This is a genomic window from Duganella sp. BJB476 (genome assembly GCF_003416895.1).
Classification (GTDB): Bacteria; Pseudomonadota; Gammaproteobacteria; order Burkholderiales; family Burkholderiaceae_D; genus Rugamonas.
This window is the reverse complement of the sequence record NZ_QVIO01000006.1, coordinates 209472-228100: the sequence shown is the minus strand read 5'-3', so window position 1 is coordinate 228100 and position 18629 is coordinate 209472. Positions and strand designations below refer to the sequence as shown.

Genomic DNA, 18629 nt, shown 5'->3' with positions numbered 1-18629 from the left:
CAGGGACGTACTATACTGTGGGCAACCAATACTTGAGACCCTGGAGCGCACGCCATGACGAGCGATTACAAAGCCATAATCGCTGATGACGACTACCCCGATCCTTCGCCGGACGAGTTGGGCGTGGGTGCATTATTCGCCGAGGCGCCGGAGCCGTTCCATGACTTGATGGCAGCGCCGGCCGAGCAGCTCGACGAGCTGCTGCCGCTGATGCCTCAACGCACCAGCGCGCCGCAAACCTGGGCGGTGACCGTGGCCGACGCCAAATTCCACTGGTACGACCTGGTGGCCGGCTTCCCCGAGATTCCCGACATCCGCGACCCGGTCGGCCGCCACCTGCGCCGCATGCAGTTCGACCTTGAAGCGACGATGGAAAAGCGGCTGATCTTCTTCGCCATCAACCGTCCGCGCGTGCGCTTCGACGCCAGCCGCAGCACCAGCTGGGGCTTCTTCTCGCTCAAGCTGACGGTGCCGATCCTGGTGGGCGCCGAGGAAAAGCGCGACAGCATCACCCTGGACCTGGAAGTGCCGTTCGCCGCCACGCTGAAGAAGCCGAGCGTGGTGGTCACCGACCGCTTCATCACCCTGAACTGGGGCGGCCTGATCGAGGCGCTGTCGATCCACGACGTGCTGCAGCACTACGAGAATGCGCTGACCTTCCAGAGCAAGGTGCAATACGTCGGCCAGACCAAGGACCCGCTGGGCCGCCTGGCGCGCGCGCGCCTGCCGGCGGTGCAGCGCATCCACCAGCAGAACAGCGACGACAACGACATGCTGCTGCTGATCCAGCGCATGAACGTGGAAGTGATCTCCGACGACGGCGACCCGGCCGAGCTGCCCGCCAACGACAACCCGGTGGCCGCCGACGTGCTGCTGAAGGACCGCATCGACGTCATCGAATGCGCGCTGATACGCTACTTCGAAGGCCCGGAGATGCACGGCCGCAGCGACAAGGAAGCCGAGATCCGCAAGCAGCGCGTGCGTCAGATCAAGGAATCCAACAAACTGGATATCTTCCGCATCGACCTGCGGCTGGACGATCCGGGCAAGTACCACGACCTGTTCTCCAAGCACGCGCCGGTGTCGCGCAACCACATCCTCGACTGCACCATCGTCGACGGCGATGTACTGGTCACGCGCGTGCAGGAAAAAACCAAGCCCTAGCCCTCCATAGTTTCAAGTTTCATACGGTCTCACCCTCCCGGTTCGGTCAACACCGACAGCTTGGTCACGCCGGAGCGCTGGATATTGGCGATGACCTTGGCCACGGCGCGATACGGCACGCCCTGGTCGGCTTGCAGGCTCAGTGCCAGATCAGGGTCCTTGGTCACCAGGCCTTTCAGCTCCGGCTCCAGCGCCGCCGGCTCCACCTCGCGCTTGTCGATGAAGATCTTGTTGCTGCCATCGATGCTGACCGTCACCGTCTTCGACGGATTTGCCGGCGTGGTGGTCGAGGTCTTGGGCAGGTTGATGCGCACCGCATTATTGAGCAGCGGCGCGGTCAGGATAAAAGTCACCAGCAGCACCAGCATCACATCCACCAGCGGAGTGATGTTGATCTCGCTGACCACGTCGCTATTGTCTCTACCGGTCGAGAAGGCCATTATGCGTATGCTCCCTGTTGCGGCGCGCTCGCCGGACGAGCCGTCTGCGGCGCGGCCTTGGTCGCGGGGCGGGTGACGCGGAAGCCGTTCTTCTGCGCCAGGTTGACGAAATCGGTGGCGTAGTTATCCAGTTCGGCGGCCGTCACCTTCAAGCGGCGCACGTAGAAGTTGAACGCGAGGACGGCGGGAACCGCCACCGCGATGCCGACACCGGTGGCGATCAGCGCCTCGCCAATCGGGCCGGCCACCACGTCGATGCTGGCGGAGCCGCTCTTGCCGATCGCGCCCAGTGCATGAATGATGCCGAACACGGTGCCGAACAAGCCGACGAACGGCGCCGTGCTGCCGATCGACGCCAGCACCGCCAGCCCGCTCTCCAGCGACTGGTACTCCTTCTGGATTTGCTGGCGCAGGTGGCGCTCCAGCAGTTCCTGCCTGTCCCAGCTGTGTTCCAGGTCGCTGCTGGCGTCGCCCGATTCGCTCACATGCAGCGCCGCGAAGCCGACGTTGGCCAGGCGTGATTTCGGACTGGCGTCGCTGGCCAGCGCGCTGGCCGCATCCAGCGTGCTGGCGCTCCAGAACTGCCTGGTAAATTGTTTATCCCGTTTCCCGAGGCGGTAGTGCTGCACGCCCTTGGCCAGTATCAGCACCCAGGTAATGACGGAGAACAGCACCAGTGCGTAAAGGGCGCCTTGAACGATAAGATCTAAGTAGTAGGAAGACATGGATAGCGCTCTCAGTTTAAAAAAGGATTAGGAAAGTTTGAAATTCAGCGGAACCTTGACCCAGCCGTCGATCGGCGTCTGGCCGCGTTTAGCCGGGTCGAAGGACCACGCCAGCACCGCCTTGACGGCCGCGTCGTCGAGGATCTTGTGGCCGCTGGATTTGTCGATGGCGACGTTATCCGGCTTGCCGGAAGCGAGTACGTGCACCTTCAACACCACCTGCCCCTGCAGGCCACGGTCCTGCGCCAGCGCCGGATAGTCGGGCGCCGGGTTGCTGCGGTAGCCAGCGTAGCCGCGCGGCTCGGTCACAGGTTCCGGTGCTGGGGGCGCCGGTGCGGCAGCGACTGGCGCCGGCGGCGCAGGCGTCGCCACCTGCACGGTGTTGGCGCTCGGTGGGCCATCGTCCACCGGCGCCTGCGCCACCACCGGCACTTGCGGCGGCGCCTTGGCCGGCGCTGGCGCCACCTTGGCCACTTGCGGCTGCACCTTCGGCGGTTCGGGCGGCGGCGGTGGTGGCGGCGCGAACTCGATCGCCAGCGGCTCGGCCACTTTCGGCGGCAGCGGGTCGATCTGGCCACCCTGCTGCAGGGCGACGATCACGCCCGCGTGCAGCAGCACCGCCACCCCGACCAGCGCAGCCAGGCCGCGCTTATTGCCCTTGCCAGCGATGGTTCCCGCTTGCGGTATCGCCACGTTCACCGGCAGTGCGGGCGCAGCCATCGGCGCAGGCCGCGCCTGGCGGCGAACTGCTGCGCGGCGCGGCGAATAATTGATGCTCTCAAAAGTCAGTGCGGTCATGAAGAGGCCCTCTCGATTGTGTGACTGAATTCATTGATAACGCTGCTCACCATCGAACAGCCCCGCTGGCGCAAGCCACCACCGCGACGGCAAACGCGATCGACAGCAGCAGCGCCGGCCAGCTGCCCTTGGCCGCCGAGGCGCCGGTGCGTACTTCTTTCCAGCCGGTGACCATCGGCTTGACCAGGTTGTCCTTCTTGATCAACAGGTAGACCAGGATCGCCACGATATGCACGACCATCACCGCCAACAGAACATAGGCCAGCTGCTTGTGCAGGCCAGTGAGACGGTTCGCCAGCCCCTCCTCCACCAAGGCGAACAGCGGCCCGGTGAAGGAGATTTCGTCATTGCCGAACAAGCCAGTCCCCGCCTGGACCGCCAGCAAGCCAAGCAAGGCGAGCACCGACAACGCGCCAAGCGGGTTGTGACCCTGCCCTTTCCAGCGGCCGCGCAGATAGGCGCGCAGCTTGGTGGCGGTCGGCAGAAAACTGAGGAAGCGCGCATGGGTGGATCCGGCAAAGCCCCACGCCAACCGGAACGCAACCAGGCCAAGAATCGCCAGCCCGGCTTTCCCATGCACTTCCATCCAGTCACCACCGACTTCGCCGCTGACGACGGCAACCGTCACCGCCAGCACCAGCGACCAGTGGAACACGCGCGTCGGCAGGTCCCATACCAGGATGCGCTTGCGCGCCGGCACGGCTGCCGCTACGGCGGCTGCTGCGGACTGCACTTCCTCATAGCTGGCGCGCTTGTTCATGATGTGCCTCAGTTAGGCGCGGCTGCCGCGACCTGCTTGGCCGGCGGGGCGATGCGAACGATCTTGCCGCCCTGCGCCTCGTAGTCTTCGGAGCCGGCGGCGCCGGCGACCTTGTAGCCCTTGGCCGTCAGCAGGTCGCCGACAGCGCCAGCGCGGTGCGCGTGGTTGGAGACGGTGACGATGACGCGGTCCTTCGGTATATAGGCCAGCTGGCTCTCAACATCCTTGGCCTGGATATTCAGGAACACCGGGAAGCTGCCCTTGGCGGTCACCTCGTCCGGACGGCGCACGTCGAGCACCACCAGCTTTTCCGGTTTCGCCAGCAGCGCGTCGACTTCGGCGCGCTCCAGCTGCTTGGTCTTGTAGGTCCACGGTTGCGGCGCTTGCTGCGCCCATGCGGATACGGTGGCGCTCAACGCCAGAACGATTGCGGCGAGTCGGATTTTTTTCATGGTGTCGATGCTTTCAAAGTGATTGAGTGGGATGTCTCCCCAGCCACTTCTGCAACTATCGTGCCAAACCTGTCGATGCGGCGCAAAGCCTGTATTGACGGGCTTTGTGGGATTTTCCGCCATGGCGCCGGTGCTGTCAGGCCACCAGAAACAGAAACAGCGCTGCTGCAAATTCAACACCCCTTCAACCCCCGCCCTGCACCGCCGTCACAAAGCCCGGAGTCGAAATTCCAGTCAGATACTGATGCTTAACCATATGCGTTAATCGTATAAACGTTTTCTCCACGATGGCACGCTACTTGCGGAATGGTGGTCAATACCAACGCCATCACCAGGAGAGCAAAACAATGAGCAAAACGCATAACGTTTTACCTAAACACTTCCGAGCGGCGCCGCTGGCTGCCGCAGTCGTTGCCGCATTGGGGCTGCTGTCGTCGGGCGCCCTGCACGCCGCCGAACCACCGACCATTGCCGAACTGCAAGCCGAAATCGCACGGCTCAAGCAGGCGTTGGCCGCGAAGGAAGGCGCAGCAACGTCAGCCGCGCAGCCGGCCCCCGAAGCCGCCCCCGCGCCGACGGTCGCCGCCGCCGAGGACGAGCCCCAAGCGCTGGGCGCCGTCACCGTGCGCGCCAAGCGCAAGATCGAACTATTGAAAGACGTGCCACTATCGGTCTCCGTGGTCACCGGAGCGGAGCTGGACCGCGAACTGGCACAAGACCTGAGCGCCATCACCAAACGCAGCGCCGGCATCCAGTTCAACCAGAACAACACGCGCGGCGCCTCGCTGTCGATACGCGGCCTGGGCAAGCGCTCCTTCACCGAAACCCAGGACCCCAGCGTCGGCATGGTGGTCGACGGCGTCAGCTACGGCTTGTCGCAACTGGCCAACTTCGATTTCTACGACGTCGATTCGGTCGACGTCACGCGTGGCCCGCAAGGGACGCTGGGCGGCAAAGGCGCCAGCTCCGGCGTGGTCAGCATCAACACCAAGCGGCCATCGTTCTACCCGAGCGCCGACTACCAGATCACCTACGGCCAGCGCGACACGCTGATGGCCAAGGCCAACCTGGGCGGCCCTATCATCGACGACCTGCTGGCCTGGCGCGGCTCCTTCCTGGTCGACCGCAGCCGCGGCTACTACACCAACAACTTCGACAGCAACTACAGCCTGTATAACAAAAACCGCGTCAGCGGCCGCACGCAATTCCTGTTCACGCCCAGCGCCGATTTCAATGCCCGCATCAGCTTCGACCTGGAGCCGCACGCGCCGCAAGTGCAGAACGGCCTGACCTTCTACAAGAATCAACCGGACCGTTTCGCCGACGGTTCGTTGACCGACCCTAGCGGCACCACCACACGCGCCAAGCTGACCGGCTACACCAACGCCAGTGGCGCCTACACGCCAGGTCGCGCATGGTTCGCCGGCCGCGATTTCAATGGTTCGCCCTACACCTACGCCAACAACTACATCGGCGACAACAACATCAACTTCAACGAGAACCAGGGGCAGACGGTCCACAACAAGGGCGGCCAGATCGACCTGACCTGGAACCTGGCCAACCACACACTGACCTCCATCACCGCCACCCGCAAATACAGCTTCGACGCCCACAACGACGAAGGCACGCCGTTCGACATCAACCGCAACGGCGGCGGCGGCGTCGACTACCAGCAATTCAGCCAGGAGCTCAAGCTCAAGTCCAAGCCGGGCGGCGCGTTCGACTACGTGACCGGCTTGTTCTACCTGAAGACGAAAGACGACATCGCCTCGAAAACCGGCTGGGGTTCGGACGCCGGCGCATGGTTCGCCACCACCGCGCAATACAACACGCTGGACCGCCTGGCGGGTGTCAACCGCGGCGCGGGCCTGGCGCTGCTGAAGGATGCGCTGGACGATGCGCTCACCAAGGGCGATACCATGGTCGACACCAAGAGCAGCGCCATCTACGGCAACGGCACCTGGCACGCGACCGACGCCATCAGCCTTAACGGCGGCCTGCGGCTGACGCACGAAAACCGCACCACCACCGATCTGAAGGTGCTGACCGCCAACGGCGCAGGCGCCGCGCTCAATCCGGTCGCGGTGCGCGGCGTGCAGCTGGGCGGCTTCAACTCCACCGCCAGCGGTGCGCTCGCCGCCGGCAACAGCACCGCACAGGTGGCGCTGGCCGACGCGGTGGCCAGCCGCTACTTCGGCGCCGCCTCGTATGGCGCTTTGAGCACCGCGCAGCTGGCGCAGGTGGCCGCCGCCAAGGCGCTGCGCGCCGGCCAGGTCGGACAACTCATCAGTGGCATCACCAGCCATTACGACGACAACCTGGTCACCGCCACCCTGAGCCCGAGCTACCGCTTCAACGACAACGTCTCCGGTTACACCTCGTGGCAGTACGGCGAAAAGTCCGGCTCCGCGCTCAACGTCAACGGCCTGTCGGCCAACGTGCGGCCGGAGAAGACCAACGCCTTTGAAGTCGGCCTGAAATCGAGCCTGCTGAAAAACACGCTGATACTCAACGCCGACCTGTTCCAGATGAATATCCGCGACTACCAGTCGACGGTGCGGGTGGTGGACGACTTCACCACCCAGACCAACATCGCCAACGGCCAGGCCAATCCAACCGCCTACGTGACGGCGCAAGGCAACGTGCCCAAGGTGCGGGCGCGCGGGCTGGAACTGGACGCGGTCTACTCCGGCATCCAGAACCTCAGCATCCGCGTGGCCGGCGCCTACACCGACGCGCGCTACGTCAGCTTCCCGCTGGCGGCCAAGCCGGACGAACTGGCTTACCTGGCGGCGCCGTACGTCGACCAGAGCGGCCTGACGCTGCCGGGCGTGGCCAAGTGGACCGGCAACGTCGGCGCCGAATACCGCCTGCCGGTGTGGGGCGACAAGCAGTTCCACACCAGCTTCACCACCGCCTTCACCAGCCGCTATAACAACACGGACACGCTGTCGGACTACGGCTACGTGCCGGGCAACGCGGTCACCGACTTGTCGGTGGGCCTGACCTTCAAGACCGGCTTCGACGTCAGCCTGGTCGTGAAGAACGCCACCGACAACCGCGCGCACGAACCGGCATGGACCAGCTACGCGCCCAATCCGTATCCGCGCTGGTTTGGCCTGACCTTCAGCGGCAAGCTGTAATCGCAGCAACGGCCTGCTGTTTATTCAACAGCAGGCCGCGACAACTGACCGCGCCGCAGCAGGCGCCCTTCCCGCCTGCGACGCAATTCCCAATCAAATCAAGTACATGGATGCAAAGCGACTGCTGGTCCGATAGTTGCTATCTAAAGCAGTAACACCTTATCTCGTCCACGCATACAGAAGGAGCAAGTCAGTGAACAAGCCCGCCATAAAGACGCTATCGATCGCCGTGCTGCTGTGCTTTTCCGCAGTGCTGTCGGCAGCGCCAGACGACACCACCAAGCCAGCGGCGCCAGCCAGCAGCAAGGCATGGGCATACACCACGCCGCAGCAGCCGTCCGCCCCCATCGTCAAACTGAAAAGCTGGGTGCGCACGCCGGTCGACGCCTTCGTGCTGGCCAAGCTGGAGGAAAAAGGCTTGAAGCCGTCGCCGGATGCGGACCGCGCCACCTTCATCCGCCGCGCCACGCTCGACACCTGGGGCCTGATCCCGACGCCGGAGGAAGTCCACGCCTTCGTCAACGACAAGTCGCCGGACGCCTACGAGAAGCTGGCAGACCGCCTGCTGTCGTCGCCGCACTATGGCGAGCGCCAGGCGCGCCGCTGGCTGGACCTGGCGCGCTACGCCGACAGCGCCGGCTTCCAGAACGACACCACCCGTCCTAACAACTACCGCTATCGCGACTACGTCATCAACGGCTTCAACGCCGACAAACCGTTCGACCGCTTCATCAAGGAACAGCTGGCGGGCGACGAGCTGTGGCCGGACAGCCAGGAAGCGAAGATCGCCACCGGCTTCCTGGCCGGCTATCCGGACAACTCGAACTCGCGCGACCTGGTACAGCGCAAATACCAGATCGCCACCGACATGACGGACCTGGTGGGCGAGACCTTCCTGGCCGCCACCGTCGGTTGCGCGCGCTGCCACAACCACAAGGCGGACAAGGTCACGCAGAAGGAATACTTCCAGCTGCAGGCCTTCTTCGCCAACACCAGCTTCGACGAGAAGGCGCCCGCCATCAAAGGCGAAGCCGAACTGGCATACGAGAAGCAGCAAGCCGCCTACCGCGAGGCGACCAAGGATATCCGCGCGCAGCAGAAGGCCATCCTCGACACCATCCGCACGGTGGCCGTCAAGTATCACAAGGAGCGCTACCTGACCGACAGCCGCGAGGCGATCTTCAAGCCGGAATCCGAATGGACGGCGATGGACCGCTGGGTTAACTTCCGCCTGAAGTCCGTCAGCACCGAGCAGGACGTGGTGGCCTACCTGAAGCTGACCGCCGAAGACAAGGACAGCACCGACTTCACCCCGGCCAACGTCGACAAGTGGAAGCAGTACCAGAAGCTGACCGCCGACCTGAAAAAGTTCGACAAGCTGAAACCTGAAAAAGGCAGCCTGACGCTGACCACCGCGACCGAACTGGGTCACGCCGATGCGCCGGCCACGTTCGTGCGTTTCGGCGGCGTGCATGAGCGTCCGACCGATGAAGTACAACCGGCACTGCCGGCGCTGTGGGCCGGCGCCAATGCCAAGCTGGAGATCAAATCGACCGCCACGTCGTCGGGCCGCCGCACCGCGCTGGCCAACTGGCTGGCCAGTCCTGAGAATCCACTGACGGCGCGCGTGTTCGTCAACCGCGTGTGGAGCCAGTACTTCTCCAACGGCATCGTCAGCACGGTGGCGGACTTCGGCCGCGCAGGCCAGAAGCCCACGCATCCCGAACTGCTGGACTACCTGGCCACCGACTTCGTCAAGCAGGGCTGGAGCGTCAAGAAGCTGCACCGCCAGATCCTGCTGTCGAGCGTCTACCGCCAATCGTCCGGCCAGCGCGACGATGTGCTGAAGGTCGATCCGGACAACAAGCTGCTGGCGGTCTATCCACGCAAGCGCCTGGAAGCCGAAGAGATCCGCGATTCGCTGCTGGCCGCTTCGGGCAAGCTGGAAGACAAGATCGGCGGCCCAGCGGTGTTCCCACCGGTGCCGGCCAACTTCAACGCCGGCAACCTGTGGACGCCGTCGGCCGACCCTGCGGAGCAGAACCGCCGCAGTGTCTACGTGTTCGTGCGCCGCAGCGTGCCGTATCCGCTGATGCAGAGTTTCGACCTGGCCGATCCTTCGCACGCCCACCACAAGCGCGATGTCACCACCACGCCGCTGCAGGCGCTGACGCTGTTCAACAGCGACGTGGTGTTCGGCTGGTCGCAAGCGCTGGCGGGCCGCGTGATCCGCGAGGCTGGGAAGGATGAATCGGCGCAGCTGAACCGCCTGTACGAAATCCTGTTTGCCCGCGCACCGAACAAGTCGGAGAAGGCGGCGCTGAAGGACTTCCTCGACAAGGAAGAAAAAATCATCCTGGCCAAGAACGCGGAGGGCAAGTTTGAAATCGCCGTGCCGTCCGGCCTGAACGAGAAACAGCAAGTGAACCCGGTGCGGGCGGCGGCATTCGTCGACCTGGTGCACGCGGTTTCCAATTCCAACGACTTTGCATACCGCTTCTAACACGACAAAAAGGACAGCACCATGAGCATCAATACACGTCGCGACTTCCTGCTTAAATCCGGCCTCGGTCTGGGCGCCGGCGCCCTCACCGGCCTGCTGCCGGGCGGTGGCCTGCTGCACGCGGCCAGCGCCGCCGAATTAGCGGATCCGCTGGCGCCGAAACAGCCCAACTTCCCGGCCAAGGTCAAATCCGTCATCTGGCTGCACATGAACGGCGCACCGAGCACGCTGGACCTGTTCGACTACAAGCCGGACCTGATCAAGCTGGCAGGCCAGGACGTGCCGGCCTCCTTCCTGAAAGGGATCAAGACCAGTACCCAGGGCGGCGTCGGCAAGCTGTATGCATCCAAGCGCACCTGGGCGCAGCATGGCGACAGCGGCTCCTGGTTCTCGGACCTGGTACCCAACATCGCCACCCAGTCCGACAAGATCGCCTTCATCAAATCCAGCGTGACGGTGGGCGCCACCCACGACATCTCGATCCTGAAGCTGAACACCGGCGACCTGAGTCCCGGCCGTCCATCGTTGGGCGCGTGGGTTAGCTACGCGCTAGGTTCCGCCAATCCCGACCTGCCGCCTTACGTGGTGCTCTACAACGGCAAGAGCGAGCCTAGCGCCGGTTCGGTCAACTGGAACTCCGGCTTCCTGCCGGCGGTGTACCAGGGCACGGCCTTCCGTCCCGGCCCGTCGCCCATCCTGTACCTGGAGCGCCCGGAGCTGCGCACCGCGTCGCAGCAGCGCGCCTCGTTGGACCTGCTCAAGCGCCTCAACAACGAAGGCGCGGCGCGCTACTCGGCCGACACCGAACTGAAAGCCCGCGTGCGCTCGTATGAGCTAGCCGACCGTATGCAGGTCGCGGCTCCAGAAGCCGTGGACCTGACCAAGGAAAGCGACGCCACCAAAGAGCTGTATGGCCTGAACGACGAAACCAGCGCAAGCTACGGCACCACGCTGCTGCGCGCGTGCCGTCTGGTGGAGCGCGGCGTGCGCTTCATCCAGGTTGTGTCCGGCGCGCCGGACGGCCAGACCGAGATCACCAGCTGGGATGCGCACAGCGAGCTGGAAAAGAACCACAGCGTCAACGCCCGCATGATCGACAAACCGATCGCCGGCCTGCTGGCGGACCTGGCCTCGCGCGGCCTGCTCGAATCGACGCTGGTGGTGTGGACCTCGGAATTCGGCCGCACCTCCTACGGCCAAAGCGGCAATGGCCGCGACCACAATCCATGGGGCTACACGCAATGGGTGGCGGGCGGCGGCATCAAGGCCGGCACCACCTACGGCGCGACTGACGAAATCGGCCTGCAGGTTGCGGACAAGGACAAAGCGGTCGACACCTACGACCTGCACGCGACGGTGCTGCAACTGCTGGGCCTCGACCATCTGAAAACCACTTTCCTCAACAACGGCCGCTCGGAACGCCCAACCGTCGTCTACGGCAAAGTGATCAAAGAACTGCTGGCCTAAGGTCTCCATGCGTAAAGTCATTTTGTTATTTGCAGTCGCGATGGCGCTGTCGGCCGGGGTCCGGTCGGCAGAGGAGTTGAGCGTGGACCTGATGCAGTCGATCGAGGACACCAACAAAAGCCTGTCCTCGAATATCGCCCTCAGTAACAAGCAGGCCGCCACGGCGGACGCGAAGGAACTGACGCAGATGTTCGCGCAGGTCGAGACCTTCTTCGACCACAAGGGCGATGCGAAGAATGCGGTGGACCTGGCGAAGCAGAGCAAGGACCTGTCGACCGAAATCGTCGGCTACGTGGCGGCCAATAACTTTGAATCGGCCACCACTGCAGCCACCACGCTTTCGCGCACCTGCCGTACCTGCCACACGTTCTACAAGAAGGAGTAGCGTATTTACAGAGCATTGCAAGCGGCCGCACTGGCGTCGTTGCTGGTTCTGCTGCCCGCTTCAGCCAAGCCACCGGGAGATCCGGTGGCCGGCAAGGAAAAGGCCGACACCGAACGCTGCCTGGAATGCCACGGCGGCAGCGGCGAAGGCCAGGGTTTCAGCGTCGGCACGGACGGCAAGTTCGCCAAGTTGGGCGGTCAATACCCGGAGTACATCATCAAGCAGATACAGGATTTCCGCAGCGGTAAACGCAAGCATGAATTCATGAAGATGATGGCCACCGGGATCAGCGACGCCGACCTGGCAGACATCGCAGCCTACTTCGCCACGCTGCCGCCGATGCCGGCCGCCGCGCCGGCCAGGCCCGCGCCGCAGCAAGCCGCAGCACAGCAACTCTACGTGCACGGCGATCCGGCGCGCAGGCTGCCCGCCTGCGCCACCTGCCACGGCGAAGGCGGCAAGGGCACGGCGGGTGTCGGCCCGGTCATTGGCGGCCAGGGCCAGCGCTATCTGGAGCAGCAGCTGCACGACTGGCGCAACGGAAGCCGCAACAACAGCGCCGGCGGCGTCATGAACCAGCTGGCGGCGCCGCTCAGCGATGCGGAAATCGAAGCGCTGGCGCGCTACGTATCCGAGATGTAGTCCACTTAACCAAAACAGGAGTTCCAATGAAACGCATGTTAATCGCATCGCTGCTGGCGGCTGTTGTCACGCTGCCCGCCGCCGCCGCGCTCAAGGAAGGCGACGCGGCGCCGGCCTTCAAGGCACAGGCTTCGCAGGCCGGCAAGGCCTTCTCCTTCTCGCTCAAGGACGCGTTGAAGAAAGGCCCGGTGGTCGTATACTTCTATCCGTCCGCCTTCACCGGCGGTTGCAATATCCAGGCGCATAGCTTCGCGGTCAATCACGATAAGTTCAGCGCCGCCGGCGCCACCGTGGTCGGCGTTTCGCTGGACAGCATCGCGCGGCTGAACGAATTCTCCGCCGATCCGAACTACTGCGCCGGCAAGTTCCCGGTGGCCGCCGATGTCGACGGCGACATCGCCAAGTCCTACGAACTGGCGATCCGCGACATCGCCGCCGGCAAGAAGGACACACGCGGTGTCGAGATCGACCATGCCGCAGCCGAGCGCACCACCTTCGTCATCACCCCGAACGGCAGGATCGCCGCCACTGTGGGCGGCCTGACGCCGGAGGCCAATGTCGAGAAAGCGCTGGCGGCGGTGCAGCAACTGGCACAGCGTCCAGCCAAGAAATCCTGAGGAGCCAGAACATGAAAGATCTCTACACGACCTGGCGTCCGCACCTGGCCACCATCGTCGCCACCGGCCTGGCGCTGGTGGCCCTGGACCTCACCGCCCACGCGCAAACAGCTCCCGGCCCGAGCACCACGCCGGCAATTGCGGGCGTGGTGGCGGCGGGCACGCCGATAGAACTTATACGCGATGGCTTCACCGGCACCGAAGGCCCGGTGGTGCTGCCCGACGGTAGCCTGATCTTCACCGAGACCACCGCCAACCGCATCACCCGCATCGCCGCCGACGGCAGCACTTCCACCTTCCTCGACAACAGCAACGGCTCGAATGGACTGGGCTTCACCGCCAACGGCGACCTGTACGCGGTGCAGGTGCTGAAGCCGCGCGTCGGTATCGTCTACCCGCCTTCGCATGCGCGCACGCTGGCCGACCAGTACGACGGCAAGCCATTCGGCCGCCCGAACGACCTGGTGGTGGACCGCAAGGGCGGCGTCTACTTCACCGATTCCGGCGCGCCACCGCGTCCAGCGGGTACGCCCGCACCGGCGGAGCAGCCGGTAGTGGCCAAGCCGGCCGTGTATCACATTACGCCGTCCGGCGAGCTGCAACGCATCGCCGCCGATATCGAGCGCCCGAACGGCATCCAACTGAGCCCTGACGAGAAGGTGCTGTATGTCGCCAATACCGCCGGTGAGCACGTGCTGGCCTACGACATCGCCGCCGACGGCAGCATCGGCGCACGCCGCAACTTCGCAAAGTTGGAAGGTTGGCGCAAGACCGACACCGGCGCCAGCAGCGGCGCCGACGGCCTGGCGGTGGATGGCAGCGGCAGGCTGTATGTGGCATCCACCGCAGGCATCCAGGTCTTCTCCAGCAAGGGCGAAGCCCTGGGCGTGATCGCCCTGCCGAAAGCGCCGCAGAACCTGGCCTTTGCGGGACCGGGCAAGAAAACCCTGTATGTGGTCGGACGCGGTGCAGCATACAAGATCGCCCTGCTGGCAGAGGGCTACGGCGGACGCGCCAAGTGAAGACTTCTCAACCTGACGACGGAAAACTGATGAAACAAACACTCAAAAAAGCACTCATATCCACGCTGGCGATCGCCCTCCTCGCCGGTTCCGCCAGCGTGCTGGCGCAGCAGGCGCCGAAGCCGGAGAACCTGATCAAGTGGCGCCAGTCGGCGTTCCAGGTGGTGGCCTGGAACACCGGCCGCATCAAGGCTTCGGTGGAAGGCCAGTACAACAAGGACGAAGTGCAGCGCGCGGCCAACACCATCGCCGCCATCGCCAACTCGGGCCTGGGCGGCTTGTTCGCAGCGGGCACCGAGCAAGGCAAGGGCTGGCACGACACCAGCGCCAAGCCGGAGCTGTTCAAGGACGGCAAGCATTTCGCTGAACTCGGCGCCAACTTCGGCAAGGAGGCCACCGAGCTCGCGACCGTGGCCGGCGGCGGCGATGTCGCCGCGATCAAGGCCCAATTCGGCAAGCTGCAACGCACCTGCAAATCCTGCCACGACGATTTCAAATCCAAAGACTGAACATGACCACTCATAAAACAAGCTTGATATGCAGCGCCATCGCGGCGCTGTGCCTGTCCCATGCCGCGCTGGGGCAAACGCCTGCTCCGGCGCAGCCGAACACCGCGCGCTCCACCGATCCTGCCAAGCCGCTGAGTTTCTTCGTCACCAGCGAAGGCCTGGGCAAAGGCGCGGACCTTGGCGGCCTGGCCGGCGCCGATGCGCACTGCCAGAAGCTGGCGGAGTCGGTCGGCGCGGGCAAGCAGACCTGGCGCGCGTATCTGAGCACGCAGGCGGCCGACGGCAAGCCGGCTGTCAATGCGCGCGACCGCATCGGCAACGGGCCATGGTTCAACACGCGCGGCGCCGTGGTGGCGCGCGACGTGGCGCACCTGCATGGCGATACGCTGGATGCCGCCCGTCTCGGCAACAACCTGACCCGCACCACCGTCTTCACCGAAAAGAACGAACCGGTGAAGGGCGCCGGCGACAAGCCGAACGAGCATGACATCATCACCGGTTCGCAGCCGGATGGCCGCGCCTATGCAGATGCAGCCGATCATACGTGTAAGAACTACACCAGCAGCGCCGCTGACGGCTCCGCGCAGCTGGGTCACTTCGACCGCACCGGTGGCGGCAACTCGTCCTGGAACGCGGCGCATCCAAGCCGCGGTTGTGGCCAGCCTAACCTGGTGGCCACCGGCGGCGCCGGCCTGCTCTACTGCTTCGCAGCCAACTGATGTCGGCAAAGGACATCGTATTCGGGGATAGTGCCCGCAGGCGCCTGGCTTCCGGCGTCGACATCCTGGCCGACGCGGTCAGGTTGACGCTGGGGCCGAAGGGCCGCAACGTGGCACTGGAACGTGGCCATGCCGCGCCGGCACTGACCAAGGACGGCGTGACCGTGACGCGGGAGATCGACTTCGAGGATCCGTTGCAGAACATGGGCGCCCAGCTGCTCAGGGAGGTGGCGGCGCGCACCGGCAATGACGCCGGCGACGGCACCACCACCGCCACCGTGCTGGCGCAGGCCATCGTACGCGAGGGCCTCAAGTACGTCTCGGCCGGTTTCAGTCCAATAGAGCTGAAGCGCGGAATAGACAAGGCGGCAGCCGCCGTCGTTGGTGAACTGGCGGCTATCGCGCGTCCGGTTTCAGACAGTCGGGAAATCGCGCAAGTGGCGACGGTGTCCGCCAACGGCGACGCGGCGATAGGCGACATCATCGCGCGGGCCTTCGAGCAGGTCGGAAGGGATGGCGTGATTACTGTGGAGGATGGGCCGTCGTTGCGGGATGAACTTGTCGTTGCGGAGGGTACGCAATTCAAGCGCGGCTACCTGTCGCCCTACTTCATCAGCGACGCCGAGCGGCAGGTGGCGGAACTTGAGCGGCCGCTGATACTGCTGGCCGATCAAAAAATCGCCAACGTGCGCGAGCTGTTGCCGCTGCTGGAACTGGTCGCCCAGACCGGTCGGCCGCTGTTGGTCGTGGCGGAGGATGTGGAGGGCGAGGCGCTGGCCGGCCTGGTGGTCAATCACGCGCGCGGGCTGCTGAAGTCCGTCGCCGTCAAGGCGCCTGGCTTTGGCGAGCGTCGCCGCGATAGCCTGGAGGACCTGGCTGCGCTGACCGGTGCGCGCGTGCTGTCCAACGATAGCGGCCTGACGCTGGCGGCGGTCACGCTAGCGGACCTGGGCGAAGCACGGCGGGTTGAGGTGGGCAAGGAGCACACCATCGTCATCGATGGCGGCGGCACGGCGGAGCGGACAGGATTACGCGCGCAGCAGATCAAGTCGCAGATCGCAGCGACGTCCGCCGGCTATGATCACGACAAGTTGCAAGAGCGTCTGGCAGGATTGGCCGGCGGCGTTGCGGTGATACGGCTGGGAGCCGCCACCGAGGCGGAACTGTCGGAGAAAAAGGCACGGCTGGAAGATGCCCTGCATGCGACCCGTGCGGCCGTCGCCGAAGGTGTGGTACCGGGCGGCGGCGTGGCGCTGCTGCGCGCGAGGACGGCAATCCAGCAGCTGCGCGGCGACAGCGCCGACCAGGATGCGGGCCTCGCCATCGTGCGCCGCGCGCTGGAGGAGCCGCTGCGCCAGATCGTGACGAACGCCGGCGGCCATCCCGCTGCGGTGCTGGCGCGGGTGCTGGAGGGCAGCGGCAATTTCGGCTATGACGCGGGTGACGGAAGCTACGGTGACCTGATCGAGCTGGGTGTGCTGGACCCGGTCAAGGTGACGCGAGCGGCGCTGCAAAACGCCGCATCCATCGCCGGCTTGCTGTTGACGACCGATGCAGGCATCTACACCATCCCGCTTCCGCCTTCGGCGCACGACGACCATCATCACCACGAGGAAGCGGCCTGACAGCCGCCCGGCACAGGCGCGGCGCTATCGCAGCTGCGCCTGTGCTTCCGCTTTGGCGATGTTTGCCGAAATCGATTTTCTCATCTCCGAATCCGCTGGCACCAGCGCCAGTATCTTCTTCCACGGTTTAACGGCGGCGGTATAGTCGCCGCGTTCCAGCGCTGCACTCCCCGACAAGGCCAGTGCTTGAATATGATTCGGATCGATCGCCAGCGCACGGGCGATCAGCGCTTCCGGCTCCCCGACCAAAGTGGTATTCAAAGTCATGCCCAGCACCACCGCGTAGTCCACCAGCAGTTCTGGATTATCCGGCTCCAAAGCAAGCAGATGGCGATATGCGTCCGCAGCTTGATCGAAGCGCCGCAGTGTCTCATTGGAGCGCGCCAACATGCGCCAGCCATCGGCGTCGTTCGGCTCCTTGGCGAGGCGTTGGGTCAGGCGGGCGACCATGCCCTCGATCTGTTCCGGCCCAACCACGCTATCTGCAGCCAGCGCGATCTCCGGCGGCGGCTCCAGCCCCTTGGGATTGCCCAGCACCGCGTACAGGGATGCCGCCAGCAGCGGCACCAGCAACGCCACCAATAGCACCGGCCAGCGTTGGCGCGGCGACGCTGCTCGCGCGCTGCCTCCCGCTTCACGGCGCCACAATGGCGGCAATACAAACAGCAGACTGCAAACCAGCATCGCGCCGGCGATCAGGATAAAGCGCGTCATTCGAATTCCTCTGTTGCGAGCTCGCCTTCGGCAAGACCGCGTTGTCGCAATTGATACAGGAGCGCCAGCAAACCGGCGGCAAGCAGCGCGAAGGGCCCCACCCATAGCAGCCAGGTAACGGCCTTGAACGGTGGCCGGTACAGCACAAAGTCGCCATAGCGCTGCACCATGAACTCAACCACGTCCTGCTCCGAACGGCCTTGCGCCAATTGGTTGCGCGCTTCCTTCTTCAGGTCCATCGCCAGCTGGGCGTGCGAGTCGGCGATGGTCTGGTTCTGGCAGACCAAGCACCGCAGCTGCTCGGCGACATGCTGGACGCGCAGCTCCAGTGCCGCATCGGCGGTGGAAGGCGCGGCCTGCGCGAGCAGCGACAACGCCGCAGCGAGGCATGCCAGCAGGCGGCGCAGCTCAGGCACGATTGAGCTCCTTTATGATGGGCAGCAGCTTCTCGCGTATCAGCTCCGACGTCAGCGGGCCGGTAAGCTTCAACCGTATCTGCCCCTGTTTGTCGATGACGAAGGTCTCCGGAACGCCGTAGACGCCGAACTCGATGCCGGTCTTGCCGTCGCCGTCAAAGGCGGATACCTGGTAGGGGTTGCCGAACTCCTTCAACCACTTCTGGCTGTCGCCGCGCACGTCGTTGTAGTTCAGTCCCACGACCGGCGCCGCCGCCAGCCGGGAAAACTCCAGCAACACGGGATGCTCGGCGCGGCATGGCGCGCACCACGACGCCCAGACGTTCAGAACCCAGACCTTGCCTTCCATATCCTTCGAACTGAAGCTACGCCCCGCGTCCTCAACCTGCGGCAGCGAGAACACCGGCACGTGCTTGCCGATCAGCGGCGACGGTATCTCCTGGGGCTTGAGGCGCAGGCCTATGCCCAGAAAAATCAGCAGTATCAGGAAGCCGCCCAGCGGCAGTATGTATCGTTTCATCTTCACTC

The 18629-nt window shown here is 64.6% G+C and carries 19 protein-coding genes; 11 read left to right on the top strand and 8 right to left on the bottom strand.

The window, feature by feature from the left end; all coding sequences use genetic code 11:
- The first annotated feature begins 54 nt into the window (after positions 1–54).
- Positions 55–1164 (top strand): hypothetical protein, encoded by a 1110-nt coding sequence (locus D0T21_RS23080; RefSeq protein ID WP_116992861.1) that lies wholly within the window; start codon positions 55–57, stop codon positions 1162–1164.
- A gap of 29 nt (positions 1165–1193) precedes the next feature.
- On the opposite strand, the gene D0T21_RS23075 is transcribed toward D0T21_RS23080, so the two are convergent.
- The 5 genes from D0T21_RS23075 to D0T21_RS23055 are packed head-to-tail and all read right to left on the bottom strand — an operon-like array spanning position 1194 to position 4339.
- Complete coding sequence (locus D0T21_RS23075) at positions 1194–1604, bottom strand: biopolymer transporter ExbD (protein ID WP_116992860.1); 411 nt, start codon at positions 1602–1604, stop codon at positions 1194–1196.
- On the bottom strand, positions 1604–2329 hold the full coding sequence (locus tag D0T21_RS23070; protein ID WP_116992859.1) for a MotA/TolQ/ExbB proton channel family protein: 726 nt from the start codon (positions 2327–2329) through the stop codon (positions 1604–1606). The genes D0T21_RS23075 and D0T21_RS23070 overlap by 1 nt, the downstream gene beginning before the upstream one ends.
- A gap of 27 nt (positions 2330–2356) precedes the next feature.
- Positions 2357–3127 (bottom strand): energy transducer TonB, encoded by a 771-nt coding sequence (locus D0T21_RS32290; RefSeq protein WP_199538586.1) that lies wholly within the window; start codon positions 3125–3127, stop codon positions 2357–2359.
- 46 nt (positions 3128–3173) lie between these two features.
- Positions 3174–3887 carry a cytochrome b/b6 domain-containing protein gene (locus D0T21_RS23060; RefSeq protein ID WP_116992858.1) on the bottom strand — a complete coding sequence of 238 codons (714 nt, stop codon included), beginning with the start codon at positions 3885–3887 and terminating at the stop codon, positions 3174–3176.
- 8 nt (positions 3888–3895) lie between these two features.
- Positions 3896–4339 carry a rhodanese-like domain-containing protein gene (locus tag D0T21_RS23055; RefSeq protein WP_116992857.1) on the bottom strand — a complete coding sequence of 148 codons (444 nt, stop codon included), beginning with the start codon at positions 4337–4339 and terminating at the stop codon, positions 3896–3898.
- 347 nt (positions 4340–4686) lie between these two features.
- Here D0T21_RS23055 and D0T21_RS23050 point away from each other — a divergent pair, with 347 nt between their 5' ends.
- From D0T21_RS23050 to groL, 10 genes are all read left to right on the top strand, one after another.
- Entirely contained in the window at positions 4687–7482 is a 2796-nt protein-coding gene (locus D0T21_RS23050) for a TonB-dependent receptor domain-containing protein (protein ID WP_116992856.1), read from the top strand.
- Between the two features lie 193 nt (positions 7483–7675).
- Positions 7676–9985 carry a DUF1549 and DUF1553 domain-containing protein gene (locus tag D0T21_RS23045; protein WP_116992855.1) on the top strand — a complete coding sequence of 770 codons (2310 nt, stop codon included), beginning with the start codon at positions 7676–7678 and terminating at the stop codon, positions 9983–9985.
- A 21-nt stretch (positions 9986–10006) separates the two neighbouring features.
- Positions 10007–11452, top strand: a complete 1446-nt coding sequence (locus D0T21_RS23040) for a DUF1501 domain-containing protein (RefSeq protein WP_116994540.1) — start codon at positions 10007–10009, stop codon at positions 11450–11452.
- Positions 11453–11459: 7 nt separating this feature from the next.
- Complete coding sequence (locus D0T21_RS23035; protein ID WP_116992853.1) at positions 11460–11837, top strand: hypothetical protein; 378 nt, start codon at positions 11460–11462, stop codon at positions 11835–11837.
- Between the two features lie 15 nt (positions 11838–11852).
- The gene (locus D0T21_RS23030) at positions 11853–12479 is read left to right on the top strand and encodes a c-type cytochrome (RefSeq protein WP_229211606.1); all 627 of its coding nucleotides are present in this window, start codon (positions 11853–11855) and stop codon (positions 12477–12479) included.
- A gap of 26 nt (positions 12480–12505) precedes the next feature.
- On the top strand, positions 12506–13096 hold the full coding sequence (locus tag D0T21_RS23025) for a peroxiredoxin (RefSeq protein ID WP_116992852.1): 591 nt from the start codon (positions 12506–12508) through the stop codon (positions 13094–13096).
- Positions 13097–13107: 11 nt separating this feature from the next.
- Positions 13108–14118, top strand: coding sequence for an SMP-30/gluconolactonase/LRE family protein (locus D0T21_RS23020; protein WP_116992851.1), 1011 nt, complete (start codon positions 13108–13110; stop codon positions 14116–14118).
- Between the two features lie 29 nt (positions 14119–14147).
- On the top strand, positions 14148–14627 hold the full coding sequence (locus D0T21_RS23015) for a cytochrome c (protein WP_116994539.1): 480 nt from the start codon (positions 14148–14150) through the stop codon (positions 14625–14627).
- Between the two features lie 2 nt (positions 14628–14629).
- Positions 14630–15346, top strand: a complete 717-nt coding sequence (locus tag D0T21_RS23010) for a lectin (protein WP_307720728.1) — start codon at positions 14630–14632, stop codon at positions 15344–15346.
- Entirely contained in the window at positions 15346–16971 is a 1626-nt protein-coding gene (gene groL / locus D0T21_RS23005; protein WP_116994537.1) for a chaperonin GroEL, read from the top strand. The genes D0T21_RS23010 and groL overlap by 1 nt, the downstream gene beginning before the upstream one ends.
- Positions 16972–16995: 24 nt before the next feature.
- On the opposite strand, the gene D0T21_RS23000 is transcribed toward groL, so the two are convergent.
- The 3 genes from D0T21_RS23000 to D0T21_RS22990 are packed head-to-tail and all read right to left on the bottom strand — an operon-like array spanning position 16996 to position 18621.
- Complete coding sequence (locus D0T21_RS23000) at positions 16996–17685, bottom strand: tetratricopeptide repeat protein (protein WP_158568041.1); 690 nt, start codon at positions 17683–17685, stop codon at positions 16996–16998.
- Positions 17682–18101 (bottom strand): cytochrome c-type biogenesis protein, encoded by a 420-nt coding sequence (locus tag D0T21_RS22995; protein ID WP_116992846.1) that lies wholly within the window; start codon positions 18099–18101, stop codon positions 17682–17684. The genes D0T21_RS23000 and D0T21_RS22995 overlap by 4 nt, the downstream gene beginning before the upstream one ends.
- A complete protein-coding gene (locus D0T21_RS22990; RefSeq protein WP_116992845.1) occupies positions 18094–18621 on the bottom strand; it encodes a DsbE family thiol:disulfide interchange protein in 528 nt (175 codons plus the stop codon). The genes D0T21_RS22995 and D0T21_RS22990 overlap by 8 nt, the downstream gene beginning before the upstream one ends.
- Between the last annotated feature and the right edge of the window lie 8 nt (positions 18622–18629).